General features: G+C 44.8%; 13 protein-coding genes and 1 pseudogene. 13 read left to right on the top strand and 1 reads right to left on the bottom strand.

Translation table 11 applies throughout. The annotated features are described in order from the left end of the window. Window positions 1–390: 390 nt before the first annotated feature. The 4 genes from ACO0KY_RS08710 to ACO0KY_RS08695 all read left to right on the top strand — a co-directional run bounded on the left by ACO0KY_RS08710 (window position 391) and on the right by ACO0KY_RS08695 (window position 2558). Entirely contained in the window at window positions 391–876 is a 486-nt protein-coding gene (locus ACO0KY_RS08710) for a hypothetical protein (RefSeq protein ID WP_423045302.1), read from the top strand. A 64-nt stretch (window positions 877–940) separates the two neighbouring features. Next, window positions 941–1351: a hypothetical protein gene (locus ACO0KY_RS08705; protein ID WP_423045300.1), complete on the top strand. Its 411-nt coding sequence runs from the start codon at window positions 941–943 to the stop codon at window positions 1349–1351. A gap of 90 nt (window positions 1352–1441) precedes the next feature. After that, window positions 1442–1993, top strand: a complete 552-nt coding sequence (locus ACO0KY_RS08700; protein WP_423045299.1) for a hypothetical protein — start codon at window positions 1442–1444, stop codon at window positions 1991–1993. Window positions 1994–2036: 43 nt separating this feature from the next. Next, the gene (locus tag ACO0KY_RS08695) at window positions 2037–2558 is read left to right on the top strand and encodes a hypothetical protein (RefSeq protein WP_423045297.1); all 522 of its coding nucleotides are present in this window, start codon (window positions 2037–2039) and stop codon (window positions 2556–2558) included. Window positions 2559–2841: 283 nt separating this feature from the next. Here ACO0KY_RS08695 and ACO0KY_RS08690 read toward each other — a convergent pair. Beyond that, window positions 2842–2941, bottom strand: a pseudogene (locus ACO0KY_RS08690) (hypothetical protein); the annotation flags it as partial. Between the two features lie 329 nt (window positions 2942–3270). Between ACO0KY_RS08690 and ACO0KY_RS08685 the strand changes: the two are divergent. The 9 genes from ACO0KY_RS08685 (at window position 3271) to ACO0KY_RS08645 (ending at window position 14165) form a co-directional block, all read left to right on the top strand. Further along, window positions 3271–4344: a hypothetical protein gene (locus ACO0KY_RS08685; protein ID WP_423045295.1), complete on the top strand. Its 1074-nt coding sequence runs from the start codon at window positions 3271–3273 to the stop codon at window positions 4342–4344. Window positions 4345–4382: 38 nt separating this feature from the next. Next, complete coding sequence (locus tag ACO0KY_RS08680) at window positions 4383–5180, top strand: response regulator (RefSeq protein ID WP_423045293.1); 798 nt, start codon at window positions 4383–4385, stop codon at window positions 5178–5180. Between the two features lie 142 nt (window positions 5181–5322). After that, the gene (locus ACO0KY_RS08675) at window positions 5323–6195 is read left to right on the top strand and encodes an ADP-polyphosphate phosphotransferase (RefSeq protein ID WP_423045291.1); all 873 of its coding nucleotides are present in this window, start codon (window positions 5323–5325) and stop codon (window positions 6193–6195) included. A gap of 239 nt (window positions 6196–6434) precedes the next feature. Further along, on the top strand, window positions 6435–8078 hold the full coding sequence (gene pgi, locus ACO0KY_RS08670; protein ID WP_423045289.1) for a glucose-6-phosphate isomerase: 1644 nt from the start codon (window positions 6435–6437) through the stop codon (window positions 8076–8078). Window position 8079: 1 nt separating this feature from the next. Then, window positions 8080–9720: an alpha-D-glucose phosphate-specific phosphoglucomutase gene (locus tag ACO0KY_RS08665; RefSeq protein ID WP_423045287.1), complete on the top strand. Its 1641-nt coding sequence runs from the start codon at window positions 8080–8082 to the stop codon at window positions 9718–9720. Window positions 9721–9845: 125 nt separating this feature from the next. Next, window positions 9846–12239: a phosphoketolase family protein gene (locus ACO0KY_RS08660; RefSeq protein WP_423045285.1), complete on the top strand. Its 2394-nt coding sequence runs from the start codon at window positions 9846–9848 to the stop codon at window positions 12237–12239. Window positions 12240–12242: 3 nt separating this feature from the next. After that, window positions 12243–12452 carry a hypothetical protein gene (locus tag ACO0KY_RS08655; protein ID WP_423045283.1) on the top strand — a complete coding sequence of 70 codons (210 nt, stop codon included), beginning with the start codon at window positions 12243–12245 and terminating at the stop codon, window positions 12450–12452. A gap of 10 nt (window positions 12453–12462) precedes the next feature. Further along, the gene (locus ACO0KY_RS08650) at window positions 12463–13563 is read left to right on the top strand and encodes a class I fructose-bisphosphate aldolase (protein WP_423045281.1); all 1101 of its coding nucleotides are present in this window, start codon (window positions 12463–12465) and stop codon (window positions 13561–13563) included. Beyond that, window positions 13560–14165, top strand: coding sequence for a histidine phosphatase family protein (locus tag ACO0KY_RS08645; RefSeq protein WP_423045279.1), 606 nt, complete (start codon window positions 13560–13562; stop codon window positions 14163–14165). The genes ACO0KY_RS08650 and ACO0KY_RS08645 overlap by 4 nt, the downstream gene beginning before the upstream one ends. Window positions 14166–14190: the final 25 nt, after the last annotated feature.

Raw genomic sequence — 14190 nt, 5'->3', positions numbered from 1 at the left:
AATAGGTAAACAGGCTATATTCATGCTTTGATTCCAGCCTTACTGCCAGTCATATATGCGCCAGCCAAAAGAAATCATTTTTTGTTTATTGTGATTATCTATGTCACTGAACTACTGCTTTGAAATGTAAATCAGTGGTCCAATGTTGCCAACATGTAGCTATTGATATTGATCGTTAGCATCCTGTTTCGGTTGAGGTGAGATCAAATTGTTTGACCTCTGATTGCGCAGAAGCGTCTTCAATGTGTTGTGGTCCATAGAATAGTCAGACGAAAAATCTAAAGCACGAATATAGCCTGTTTACCTATTCTTTTTATCAATTGACATAGTTGAAATCTCGCCTATTATTTTTGTAGTGAGTATTATTTGTGCAATTTTTTTGGGGCGATCATGAATATCAGGGTAGCAAATTTACTTGCGGCAACATCGTACTCACCGGTCACGCCTCAAAAGACCAAAAATAGTGTTGATAACCAGCCTCAAAGCAGCTCTGCTAGCTCAGTATCTATCTCTCCACAAGCGCAAACCCTGTTTAGTGCATCGCAAGTAAATAGCGTCTCTAGCCAAAACGCCATCTACGACTTCACCAATATATCGCCTGAAAACATGGCATCGACAATGAATGGACTGATTAAGTCGGGAAAATTGTCATTTGACGACTCATCGGCGTTGGTCACGATGATACCAACCGCCTTATCTAAGGTGAATTACGATGGTCAAGCTCCCCAAGCGACTACGCAGCCGACGAATTTCATTGCCCTTTTGCAGCAGGGAGTGAATGCTGCAAACGCGATAGGTGATGCCAGTAGCGCAAAATTTTTCACGAATGCCTTAGACGCTTTGCAGAAATTACAGGCTACGCCGATACAGACTTAAAGCCGCCTTAATAATGCAACTGCTTACATTGATTTACTTCGACAAATAATAGAGAGAGTTCGTCATGTTAATTTCAAGTAATTTTAATGTGTCATCTACATCATCTGTAACCTCATCTAAATTAGTCGATAGGGTCGGTGGCGTACCTAGCTCGTTTGTTATTGACGATGAATTAACGCCAGCGGATAAGGGTTTGGTTATAGCAGCGACAGGGAGTTTAAATCCGGTTTCAAGTACTGGAGTTATGCAAATCAATGATTTGGCGTTGCAAATTGCGTTTGATCGTTCAAGTGGTTATTTGAGCGGCGAAGTTGATAAGTCATATATCAACGATCTGATCAATCAGGAAAAAGCAATTCCAGCATCAAATAATGGTAGAAATGGCATTATTCCTTTTTCTGTCCTATATAAAGCACTGGCCTACCTCGATCAGAAAAACGCGACTAGCGGTACCAACATCAATACAACAGCGTAACAAAAAACGATGTTTGGATTTGATTTTCTCAAAGCAAAGCCATTGCGGTATGTGACAATTTGCGAGTGACGAAATTAAGGGACGTCTAACATGCAAGTAACTAACACAAACTTAAGGACAAGTAGCTTTTTGGGTGTCGGGGGCGCTGGATCAACTTCAAAAGCAACTAGTAGCAATATCGTGAACACACAAAGCCTAGTTGGTTCAACTAGTAGCACGGTCGTCACCTTATCGAGTCAAGCAACTGTAGATACTGCGTCACTCCCTCTTTATCAACAGCAAATTATTGCGAATTTGCAAAATAATCCTAATCAGTCTAATGCAATCAATTATGTCTATGAAAATGCAACGACGTCAGATGGAGAACTAGTTGATATATCAAAGTCAAAATTTGAACCGAACGGCACGCTATCGGGAGTGACTTACACTGCAAATGGTCTTCCAGTGACGGCTGAAAGTACCGCGAAATTTGCAGCACTTGCAAGCCAGGTGCTTCAGCAAAAAAACGCAATTTTTGAACAAGGAAAGGCGCAGGGGCTCTCCGCCGCGAATATTTATACCAATATTCAGCAATACATGGCATCGCAGCCCATTTGGTATTTGCAACAGGCAAATTGGTATGGCAGCACCTCGAAATCCTGAGTGTGTTCCAAAATCTATTTTCCCCAAATGACTGGAGGTAATAATGAACATACAAATTGGAAGCTTGTCAGTCGCATCGAGTTACCCGCCTAGTGTAAAAGCGAATAGATCAAGCAATGTCGCAACCGCAGTAGCACAGACGATTGCTCAGGATTCAGTCAGCATCTCGCCATCTGCACAGCAAGCCTTAGCTGCATCACAAAGTAGTTCGTCAACAACTAGTAGCTTATACAACTTTACTAATATGACGCCAGCACAAATGCAAGGTATCGCAAAGCAGTGGTGTGCTGAGGGAAAAATCGATCCCGTTCAACTATTCAATCTGCAATTTGCTGGTATGCCTCTTGGAAAGGTGGGGCCGAATGGTGAATGTATTCTGTTAACGCAGGCAGAAAGAGCTAGTTATGAGCGCCAGCCAATCAACTACGTGGATTTAGCCAATAGTCAGGTGGTGGTGCGTCAAAGTCAGGCAGGTGACCCTAAGTCAGTTTATAAAGAGTGGAAAGGCATACTGGAAATTTTACAAGGACAGTCAGATAACGTTGCTGTGCCAATGCCTAGCTAACGTTTAGCCATCGATGCCTTTATTCATCGATAGGGAGGTCTGGTCGATGCTGGCACAATAAGTATGCACCGCAATAATGGTAGGTGTTGGGTCAAGGATAAATATATCTCTTCAATCAGTTCTCGCGATTGGGTAATGCATTCGCTTGATTACCTTGCGTAGCACGTCATATCATTATATGAATCACAAATTTGGTCGGACCGGTAGTTTAACAGCGACTGCTTATTCCATTAGAACCCTTGCCGCTGAGGGTACTTCGGCTCCTGCATTGCTTCTTTTTTGAGCCAGTCGCTTATTGTATTTCGAGACAAATTCGTTCGTCTCGCAATTTCTCGCATCGAGAGTTTGTCGCGGAAATACATCCGCCTTATTTGGGCTAACATGCCCACGGTGATCACTCCAGGTCTCCCTGCTCATTTGTTAAGCAGGTCATTCAATCACGTGGCTCAATTTTGGATGAAATTTATTCTAAAAAGTGGCTTGATTTTGGGTGATCGTCAACATCTTTGTACAACAAAAACGCCTTCCCCATAACTCATTTTCTTTAGTTGCGGTTAGGAAATTATCTCATTTCTTCTGAGTAATTACCTGACATCGAGAATGCACTTCGCTTTTATATTGAGTCATTCCTTGCGGCAACAAATCAGGTCTTGCGTATTTGTATTGTGTCGCTTCAGGAATTCGTCACATTCCTCACTTAGGACTCAATACCATGCTCCAATTTAGAAAAATTACCTCTTCAGTCGCCGCGATCGTTGTTTCGACTGGCTTGTTTTTTCAGTCATCTCCTGCTTTATCTCAAGCAGCACCGAGCATCAATGTCGTACAGGAAATAAAAAATCTTCAGATCACATCTGGTCCGTATGCCAATGCTTATTTGATAGCACCAGCTGGCCGAATAAATTGGTATTTCAGTAATTTAGGTTTGTTGCCAATCGTACAGTACTTATCGCCTGCTGATTTGCAAACTTACGTTTTATCGTATCTGAATTTATATCTGCATAATCTGACCGCTAACTCCACGATTATGGATGTCAACTTCGTACCTGGAACAAATAATTTCGTGTTAGTGCCATCTGATTCTGACGATTCCTATGCGGCGACCTTCTTATCGCTGGCAGTCAAATATGTGCGCGTTAGTCAGGATATGGCGTGGTGGAAAGTGAACGAAGTCGCATTAAAAAATATTGCTTACCGCAATCTCGCCGTCATGGAAAAACCATCGGATGGACTGACCGCAACATTTCAGCCACCAAGAAATCAATCGAATTCGTTAGGATATTTGATGGATAACGCCGAAAGCTATCGTGGTCTCCGTGATTTTGCAGGTTTGTTACGTGATCTTGGGGAACCTGTAGACGCGAATTACTATGATCTGGTGGCAACAGGTATTGTCGGAGGTATTAGTAATTACTTGTACGACACTGCGCATGCCGGATTTAAAACTAGCGATGGCGATGCGCAAGCAACCACGGCGTTCTACGCGGGAACAACTTGTCAGGTTTTTCCGCAGGCATTTGGATTAAGTGAGTTGTCTTCGTATTACGACAAGGCGTGGACTTATCTGAATTTGTACACGCCTAACTGGCAATCTGGTCAATATGATCCGTTTCCGTGGGCCGTACTAGGGTACGTCGCTGCCTTGCGCAATCAAACGGCGATGGCAGTGACGCAACAGCATATGATAGAAAGTAAATTCATTACTAATCGAGGCCTGATTACGATGAATGAGCTAGGTTTTTATCAACGCACCAAAAGTCTCTTAGCTGGTAAACCTGCAATCTGATTATTTGCGGTTTTACTTGTTGCGATAGGCCAGCAAGCTTGTCTATCGCGGATTTTTCGATTTTTCTTACCTCATCGTTCGATAACGTACAGAATAAGGGAGCGGTGCCGATTATGTTAATGCGGGCGGCGACTATCTCCGGTGGCTTTAAAAAAGACGGTTTCTTCATGACCATTAGTGTGCTTTTGCTCGATGATGAAACACTGATGCGTGCTGGTATTCGGTGCCTGATAGAGCAGATGGATGGTGTTGTCGTTGTGGCTGAAGTTGCAAGTCAATCAGAAGCAATTGCATTGTTAGATAGAACGTTACCAACGGTGATGACCATCGATGTCAACACTGGGATGCAGACGGGTATCTCGATGATTCAATATTTCAAACATGCTTATCCAGATCTTGGTATCGTTGTCTTGACCATGGATGATTCTGAAGAATTGATGTCAGAGGCGCTGCAAGCCGGTGCTTCTGCTTATCTGCTGAAAACGGTCACAAAAGCTGAACTCGAAACCGCGCTGAGAGCCGTAGCAAACAAAGAAACTTATTTAAATCCCGATATTTCGATGAAAATGCTGAAACGCTTTCAGTTTCCAACATTGAAATTACCCCATCAAGCACAGATTTTGACGCCCAGACAAATGCAGATCATAGCGATGATAGGCAACAGAAAAGGAAATAAGCAGATTGCCTATGAGCTTGGGCTCAGCCCTAAGACAGTGGCCGCACATCGCTCAAAGATCATGGAAATCATCGGCGAAAAAGATACCGTTGGTATTGTCCTCTTCGCACGTAAATATGGATTACTCAACTCAGATAAGACCAGAAAAATGCTAATTTGAGCATGATGTACGCTGATCAATGATGTCGTATATCCTCGTGCGTGAGCGCACAGACAATTCATGAGCAGACATGCATGGTTCGTATTGATCACTTACTCAGGAATTTTTTTCATCTTTCGTGATCTTGAAAGCTGGGTTCACTATGCTCAAAATTAATTCGAAAGCATTTCAGGTATTGCCAGGAGAAAAGATTGATTTACAAAAGCGCGCTACCTTAAGTTCGCCTGTCTATAAGTCGATTGCAGAGTATCAGGACATTCTCAAACAACACATCTCTGAGTTAAGTACACAGCAGCAGTTGTTGTATGCGAGTAATCAACACGCAGTGCTTTTGATTTTTCAAGCGATGGATGCCGCAGGTAAAGATGGTGTTATTAAACATGTGATGTCTGGCATCAATCCTCAAGGTTGTCAGGTGTTTAGCTATCAACACCCCAGTGAAGCTGAATTGCAACATGATTTTTTATGGCGTACCACGCGCAATCTCCCTGAACGGGGCCGTATAGGGATTTTTAATCGTTCTTATTACGAAGAGGTATTGATTGTCCGCGTTCATCCGGAAATACTTGATAGCGAGGGTTTGATTGATCAGCAATCAAAGTCTGACAATATCTGGATAAACAGATATCGATCTATTGCTGATCTTGAACGGCATTTACACATTAACGGTACGCGTATTATCAAACTCTTTCTCCATATATCGAAAGAAGAGCAACGTAAGCGATTTCTGCAACGCATCGATGCTGCCGATAAAAACTGGAAATTGAGCTACGCGGATATGAAAGAACGTGAGTTTTGGAAAGACTACATGTACGCCTATCAGGAATGCATGAGCGCCACCAGTACGCCAGAATCACCGTGGTATATCGTTCCCGCTGACGATAAAGAGAACGCCAGATTAATTGTCTCACGCATTATTCTCGATACCTTCATCGGGCTCGATATGCACTATCCAAAGTCAACGCCAAAGCAGAAGCGCGAATTTCAGGCGATGCGTAAGCGATTGATAAAATAAATTTTTCTACATACTCCTTCCTTCGATCCTTTCTCGATTGCGTCATTTTTACTCTCGGTGTCTTAGCGTACGGATTTTAGTTTGGCTGCGTCAGACAATTGGTCATGCAAAGGAAGTGCGAATCTAAAAAAATCCTCCTTGAATCTGATAAACCAAAGAAAAATCTCAAAAGGAACGTTGATGCCCGCCTACTATCATGCAACGCCTGATTGCAGAGTAATAGCTGTCCGAATGTTGCCATGTTAAACCAACGCCCCTTAAGCCGACGTAGCGCGTGGCGCGCACTCAGAACCCATTATTGGCAAATAGAGCGATCTACTATATCGCAATTATTTTCTGATGATCCACAACGCGCAGAACATATGTCGCTGACGCAGGGTGATCTTTACCTCGACTATTCCAAAAATAGACTCACGATGGAGACCATCGATTTGTTAGTGGAGCTGGCAAAAGAATGCGGTCTGCCGGAAAAAATACGCGCGATGTTTGAAGGCAAGAAAATTAATCATAGCGAACATCGTGCTGCTTTGCATACTGCATTACGTTTGCCAATTGGTGAAAGCGTGTACCTTGATCAAAAAAATCTGATGCCGGAAATCCAGCAAGGTTTAATGCAAATGCGCTTATTGTCCGATCAGATCAGGGGAGGGCGCATGGCTGGTTATACCGGGCGAAAGATTAAAAATATCATCAATATCGGCATTGGTGGCTCGGATCTGGGGCCAGTAATGGCTTTTGAAGCATTACGCTTTTATAGCGACAGGGCTTTGTGCTTTCGTTTTATTTCAAATGTCGATAGCAGCGATTTTATAGAGGCGACGCGTGATCTGAATCCAGAGGAAAGTTTATTTATCGTCTGTTCTAAGAGTTTTACAACGACGGAGACCTTGAGTAATGCACTTCTGGCGAAGAGCTGGTTACTGGAAAAGTTAACCCATCCGGAAGCGGTAGAGCAGCATTTTATCGCGGTCTCTGGCAATGAACATGGCGTCGCTGAATTTGGAATTGACATTTCAAAGATGTTTATTGTCTGGGATTGGGTGGGAGGTCGTTATTCCATTGATTCAGCGGTGGGCTTGTCGACCATGATTGCAATAGGTGCAGAACGCTTTTACGAATTGCTATACGGGATGCATGAGATGGATGATCATTTTTTGCACGTAGCATTGAAGCAAAATATGCCGGTGTTATTGGGACTGATTGCGATCTGGAATAATAATTTTTTAATGATCAATAGTGTTGCGGTAATACCTTACTCCCATTATTTGCGACGGTTTCCGGCTTATTTGCAACAGCTGACGATGGAGAGTAATGGTAAACACGTCGACGTCAATGGTAAAGCGCTGACCTTTAACACCTGCCCGGTATATTGGGGTGAACCGGGAACGAATGGACAACATTCGTTTTATCAATTCCTGCATCAGGGAACGGCGCTGGTAGCTAGTGATTTTATTGGTTTTTGCAAACCCTTACATGAACAAATTACACAACACAACATCTTGATGGCGAATTGTTTTGCCCAGGCTGAAGCACTTGCCTATGGCCAAAGTGCAGAGCAATTACGGCATGCGCAGGTTCCTGCTGACCTTGTTTTACATCAGGTGTGTAGTGGTAACCGCCCTAGTAACACGATCTTAGCAAAGACATTAACACCAGGAAGTCTTGGGCAATTAATTGCTTTATACGAGCACAGTGTTTTCACACAGGGCGCCATATGGAATATCAACTCGTTTGATCAGTGGGGTGTCGAGTTAGGAAAGCAAATGGCAAAAGAAATGACGCAAGAGTTTCAAGAAAGTCTGCATCACGCAATTCCTGAGTCATTCCATGACGGCTCAACCCTTAAGCTGATGCAATATTACTGTGCTCACCGGGATAGCTGAAATGTGGATCCACCCCTTAGCCGGAAAACCAGTTCCAACCAGCATGCTCGTTAACATACCGCGTTTGGTGGCAGCTTACTATACTGAGCGGCCGGATGTTTCGGTTGCCGCACAAGCTGTTATTTTTGGCACTTCAGGACATCGAGGTAGTTCTTTGACTTCGAGCTTTAATGAATGGCATCTGCTGGCGATTGCTCAGGCCATTTGTGATTACCGCGCTGAACATGGGATTCATGGCCCTTTATATTTAGGGATAGACACCCACGCTTTATCTATTCCGGCACAAGACAGCGTCTTGCAGGTCTTGGTCGCCAACGGCGTCACCGTACTCATTGCTCCTGATCAGGAATACACTCCGACACCAGCCATTTCCTTAGCGATATTGGCGTTCAATCATGGTCGTCAGTCTGGCTTTGCCGATGGCATTGTTATTAGCCCCTCACATAATCCTCCAGAATTCGGCGGCTTAAAATATAACACTTGCCAGGGAGATGGCGCTGATATACGAGCAACAAATTGGATAGAGAATAAGGCAAATGAATTTTTACGCCTGGATCTGCACGGCATTAAAAGAGTCTCAATCGCGCAAACCCGACAAACTAATTTTATTCACTATTATGATTTTCTTGGGCATTACGTAGATTCCTTGTGCGAGGTGTTAGACATTAATATGTTGCGGCATGCTGCGTTACATATCGGCGTTGATCCTATGGGTGGTGCGGGGGTCCATTACTGGGAGCGAATCGCTGAGCAATATGCGCTTGATCTGGACATCATCGATAAACAGGTCGACGAGCGATTTGCATTTATGACTTTGGATTGGGATGGCAAAATCAGGCTTGATCCTGCTTCGGGTTATGCAATGCAGCGATTGATACAACGTAAAGCTGATTTTGACGTTGCATTTGGCTGCGATACTGACCATGACCGTCACGGCATCGTCACGCCAGAGTGTGGCTTGATGCCACCGAATCATTTTCTGGTGGTTGCGATTGACTATCTGTTTCAACATCGCCCTGCATGGAACAAGCACGCGGGAGTTGGAAAAAATGTTGTTTGTACCCAGCTTATCGATCGCGTTTCAACATCTTTGAACAGAGATGTCTATGAAACTCCCGTAGGGTTTAAATGGTTTGGTGGCGTGCTCTATCAGGGTGCTCTTGGCTTTGCTGGGGAAGAGAGTGCTGGTGCAACTTTGCTTCGGCGCGATGGCAGCGTGTGGACCACCGATAAAGATGGCATCGTCATGGGCCTGCTTGCAGCAGAAATTTTAGCCGCCACCGGAATAAGTCCGGGGACGCATTATCAAGTATTAAGCGACAGTTTTGGACATCCTGATGCAGGCAGAGTCGAAGGTAATGCCAATGCGCAGCAAAGAGCAATACTGTCGACTTTGCACTTTAGTCAGTTGAAAAAAAGCGAATTTGGTGGTGAACAAGTGCTGCGTTCGACGACTGAAGCGCAAGGCAATCATCAGGCCATCAATGGTCTCAAAGTCGTCACGGAAAACGCCTGGTTTGTAATTCGCCCATCAGGAACAGAAGACTTGTACAAAATTTACGCTGAAAGTTTCTTAGGTAAGCCACATCTGGAAAGTTTGTTGAAAGAAGTGCAGTCATTGGTCATTCACTTGATTTCATAGAATCTGTGCCTCCCTTGCTTTTTTAATATTTTTCAAACTCACTAAGAACGCTAGCGCACAGAATAAGGTACGGCAAGCAGGTATACCTGAAGGCACTGAAACCCGCAAACTAAAGGGAATATGCCATGAGTAGAGTCAGCCTGTCCCCGGAAATGTTGTACAACATTGATGCTTATTGGCGTGCGGCAAACTACTTATCAGTCGGGCAGCTTTATCTGTACGCCAATCCTTTACTCAGACGGCCTTTAGCATTGGCAGATATCAAACGTATGCTGCTCGGGCATTGGGGAACAACCCCAGGACAGAATTTTATCTACGTACATTTAAATCGCATCATCAAAAAATACGATTTGGATATGATTTATATTGCCGGACCCGGTCATGGTGGGCCGGCAGTCGTTGCCAATACCTATCTGGAAGGTACCTATAGCGAGATCTATCCAGAGATCAGCCAGGATGAAGCTGGATTACAAAAACTATTTTTACAGTTCTCTTTTCCTGGCGGCATTCCCAGTCATGCATCCCCTGAATGCCCGGGTTCAATACATGAGGGCGGGGAATTGGGTTATTCACTAAGTCATGCGTTTGGCGCTGTGTTTGATCATCCAGAATTGATTGTTGCTTGTGTCGTTGGTGATGGAGAAGCAGAGACCGGACCTTTGGCAACGGCCTGGCATTCAAATAAATTTTTAAATCTGGTACACGATGGGGTCGTGCTACCGATATTGCACTTGAATGGCTATAAAATTTCCAATCCAAGCATATTAGCGAGGATACCTCGTGCAGAGCTGGAGCAACTTTTGCAAGGTTATGGCTGGACGCCGTATTTTGTTGAAGGGGATGATCCAGCTTTCATGCATGAAACTATGGCTACTGCGCTCGATAGCGTGATCGAGAAGATTCAGGCAATACAGTACGAGGCACGCACCATGGGGGAGTTGCATCGACCAAGTTGGCCTATGATCGTATTATGCTCGCCAAAGGGTTGGACCGGTCCTCAAGTCGTTGATGATCTACAAATTGAAGGTACGTTTCGTGCCCATCAGGTGCCCTTGATTGTCTCTGAGAGCACACCTGCTACTCATCTGGCGATGCTGGAAAGCTGGATGTTAAGTTACCGGCCGGATGAACTATTTGATGCAACTGGAAAACTATTTCCTGCTTTGGCGGCCTTAGCACCTGAAGGGCAGCGTCGTATGGGGGCTAACCCTCATGCAAATGGAGGCGTTTTGTTGCGCGATTTGCTGCTGCCTGATTTTCGTGCTTATGCTGAAACTTTACAGCAGCGCGGAATGCTTGGAATCGGGGACATGCATGTTCTGGGCAGGTTTTTACGTGATATCGTTGTTGCAAACAAGGCACGACGCAATTTCAGAATATTTGGTCCGGATGAAACCCTCTCAAATGGTCTAAAGTCAGTGTTTGAAGTCACTTCGAGACAATGGAATGCAAAGATAGCAGTGAATGACGAATTTCTTGCGCAAGATGGTATGGTGTTGGACAGTATGCTCAGTGAGCATCAATGTGAAGGCTGGTTGGAGGGCTATTTACTGACTGGCCGCCACGGTGTCTTTACTTGCTACGAAGCGTTTATACACATCATCGACAGCATGTTTAATCAACATGCGAAGTGGCTCAAAGTTGCCGCGCAATTACCGTGGCGTGCCAAAATCGCTTCCCTTAACATCGTTTTAACTTCACATGTCTGGCGCCAGGATCACAATGGATTTACTCATCAGGATCCGGGCTTTATCGATTATGTGTTGAATAAAAAAGCCTCAATTATCCGTGTGTATTTACCGCCAGACGCGAATTGTCTGCTGTCGGTGATGGATCATTGCCTTCGCAGTCGCCACTATGTCAACGTCGTGATTGCGGGAAAGCATCCGGCACCGCAATGGCTAAGTATGGAAGCGGCGGTCACCCATTGCGCGCAAGGCATCGGCATCTGGGATTGGGCGAGCAACGATCGAGGCGAGATGCCAGATGTGGTGATGGCTTGTTGTGGCGATGTACCAACGTTGGAAACCTTGGCAGCGATTTCAATTTTACGTGAACATTTGCCTGATTTAAAAATACGATGTATCAATATTGTTGATTTGGCGCGATTGCAGCCTGCAACAGAACATCCTCATGGATTGTCGGATACGGATTTCGACGATCTATTTACGACGCATCAACCAGTTGTTTTTGCTTTTCATTCTTATCCATGGTTGATTCATAGGCTCACCTACGACCGTATTAACCAAAGAAATATCCATGTCCATGGCTATCAGGAGGAAGGCACGATCACTACGCAGTTTGACATGACCGTGTTAAACGAGCTTGATCGCTTTCACCTGGTCATGGATGTCATCGACCATCTTCCACAGGCAAATGACAAAACCCGGCAGCTTAAACAGCTAGTAGAAGAAAAGTTGATCAAACATGGAAAATATATCCGGCTATATGGTGAGGATATGCCTGAGATTAGCAATTGGCATTGGAACCCAACACCACGACATTCTGCAACGGAGTAAACAATGAGCCAAATGGAAGATAGAGAGCTACTTGCACGAAAAAAAGAGATTGCCCTCGATATGACGGCGGTGCTGGAAAAATATCGTGCCATCTTTAGTTGGGATATTCCTGAAGTCAATATTGCAGCCGTTGATCAGGTGGTTTTGAAAGAAATGGCGCTTGCACTGAAACAACTATCGCAGTCATCACAAGCACCTGAGAATAATAAATAAAAGGTTAAGTATGGATATGCTGATAAAAAAAATGACGAATACGATTAAAACACTGTTTGCGGAGGAGCGAGGCATACTCGCCATGGATGAAAGTAATCCCACTTGCAATCAACGGTTTATTGAGCTTGGTATCCCTGTAACTGAAGAAAATCGCCGTGCGTGGCGAGAGCTAATATTAACCACTCCCGATTTGCATCACGCGATAGGCGGGGTCATCCTCTTTGACGAAACAGTCTACCAACAACAGCATCATGGCGCGTCATTCTTGCAGTTATTGCGTGAAAATAATATTCTCTTTGGGATTAAAGTCGATAAAGGGATGCAATCATTGGCACTGCATCCTCTCGAACAAATGACGAGTGGCTTGGATGGATTAAGAGCGCGATTGAATACCTACGCAGGGCTTGGTGCGGTCTTTACAAAATGGCGTGCTGCCGTCTCGATCACAGCATCACTGCCTACGCTAGCGTGTATAGAAGCCAATGCGGATGCCTTGGCAAGGTTTGCTGCACTATCTCAAGAAGCAGGTTTGGTTCCCATCGTAGAGCCTGAAGTGATGATGACGGGGACACATAATTTGGATCGTTGTCGGGAGGTGACGACACAATTTTTGCGGGCTGTATTCAGACATCTTAATCAGCAAGAGGTCGTATTGGAAGCCATGATCTTAAAGCCAAATATGATCTTACCAGGTGCCGATTGCCCAATGCAGGAAGATATCGATACCATTACGAATACGACCATCACCTGTATGCTTGAGACAGTTCCTGCTGCCGTTCCTGTAATCGCTTTTTTATCTGGCGGTCAGTCTGGTGATCTGGCATCGGCCAGACTCAATGCGATGAATCTCAGAGATAGCCGTATAGCGAGTACGTCTGATGATTTGAAGAATCTGAAACAGACTTTGCCCTGGCAATTGGCATTTTCTTTTTCACGTGCAATACAGTTCCCCGCATTGCAATTGTGGGGCGGTGTTCATGAACATAAAAAAGCCGTTCAAGATGCTATTTATCGGCGGGTTTGTGACAATCAACGTGCTCGTCGCGGTGTCTACCAGCAACTTCTGGAACCTTCGATTGATCGCGCTATCACTGGGGTACAGAAGCAATGACGGCGGCATTACCATTAAGAATTTTTGTGATCAGGCATGGGCAAACTGCCTGGACTGTCTCGGGGCAATATACGGGAACAACGGATATTCTGCTATCACCCAAAGGAAAATTAGAAGCGCAGTATCTGCGACAATCGCTCCGCAAATATACCTTCACATCGACCTTTTGTAGCCCTCTGCGACGTGCCAGACAAACCTGTACGTTAGCTGGCTTAGCCACGCACGCCATCGTCAGGGAAGATTTGACCGAGTGGAACAATGGATGCGATGAAGGATTGACACCAGCACAGATTCAATTTGCCAGGCCAGGTTGGCGCTTTTTCAGAGATGGTCCTGATGGTGGTGAGTCTTTGGAGCAGATTGAGCATCGTGCTGATCGTTGCCTGGCTGATTTTGCGCGCCTGCAAGGGAATGTCGCAGTATTTTCACACGCCCATTTTTGTCGCGTGTTGGCAGCGAGGTGGATACACTTCCCGGTGTCCGACGCCCAGCACTTTTTACTCGATACTGCCTCGTTTGGGATACTAAGTTATGAACATAACGATCCGGAAATGACTGCCATTACCCTCTGGAATTCCGCTGCGCTGGACAGAAGGATATAAAAATACTTCACCGGTCAAGCTGAAA

Source organism: Undibacterium sp. Dicai25W, assembly GCF_049340505.1.
GTDB classification, from domain to species: Bacteria; Pseudomonadota; Gammaproteobacteria; order Burkholderiales; family Burkholderiaceae_D; genus Undibacterium; species Undibacterium jejuense.
This window is presented reverse-complemented; position numbering and strand designations above follow the sequence as displayed.

Excerpts from the sequence above, each read along its gene's own strand:
- pgi (WP_423045289.1), top strand. The coding sequence starts at position 6,435 with ATGTTAAACCAACGCCCCTTAAGCCGACGTAGCGCGTGGCGCGCACTC.
- ACO0KY_RS08675 (WP_423045291.1), top strand. The coding sequence starts at position 5,323 with ATGCTCAAAATTAATTCGAAAGCATTTCAGGTATTGCCAGGAGAAAAG.
- ACO0KY_RS08660 (WP_423045285.1), top strand. The coding sequence starts at position 9,846 with ATGAGTAGAGTCAGCCTGTCCCCGGAAATGTTGTACAACATTGATGCT.
- ACO0KY_RS08650 (WP_423045281.1), top strand. The coding sequence starts at position 12,463 with ATGGATATGCTGATAAAAAAAATGACGAATACGATTAAAACACTGTTT.
- ACO0KY_RS08685 (WP_423045295.1), top strand. The coding sequence starts at position 3,271 with ATGCTCCAATTTAGAAAAATTACCTCTTCAGTCGCCGCGATCGTTGTT.
- ACO0KY_RS08695 (WP_423045297.1), top strand. The coding sequence starts at position 2,037 with ATGAACATACAAATTGGAAGCTTGTCAGTCGCATCGAGTTACCCGCCT.
- ACO0KY_RS08710 (WP_423045302.1), top strand. The coding sequence starts at position 391 with ATGAATATCAGGGTAGCAAATTTACTTGCGGCAACATCGTACTCACCG.
- ACO0KY_RS08665 (WP_423045287.1), top strand. The coding sequence starts at position 8,080 with ATGTGGATCCACCCCTTAGCCGGAAAACCAGTTCCAACCAGCATGCTC.
- ACO0KY_RS08655 (WP_423045283.1), top strand. The coding sequence starts at position 12,243 with ATGAGCCAAATGGAAGATAGAGAGCTACTTGCACGAAAAAAAGAGATT.
- ACO0KY_RS08645 (WP_423045279.1), top strand. The coding sequence starts at position 13,560 with ATGACGGCGGCATTACCATTAAGAATTTTTGTGATCAGGCATGGGCAA.
- ACO0KY_RS08700 (WP_423045299.1), top strand. The coding sequence starts at position 1,442 with ATGCAAGTAACTAACACAAACTTAAGGACAAGTAGCTTTTTGGGTGTC.
- ACO0KY_RS08705 (WP_423045300.1), top strand. The coding sequence starts at position 941 with ATGTTAATTTCAAGTAATTTTAATGTGTCATCTACATCATCTGTAACC.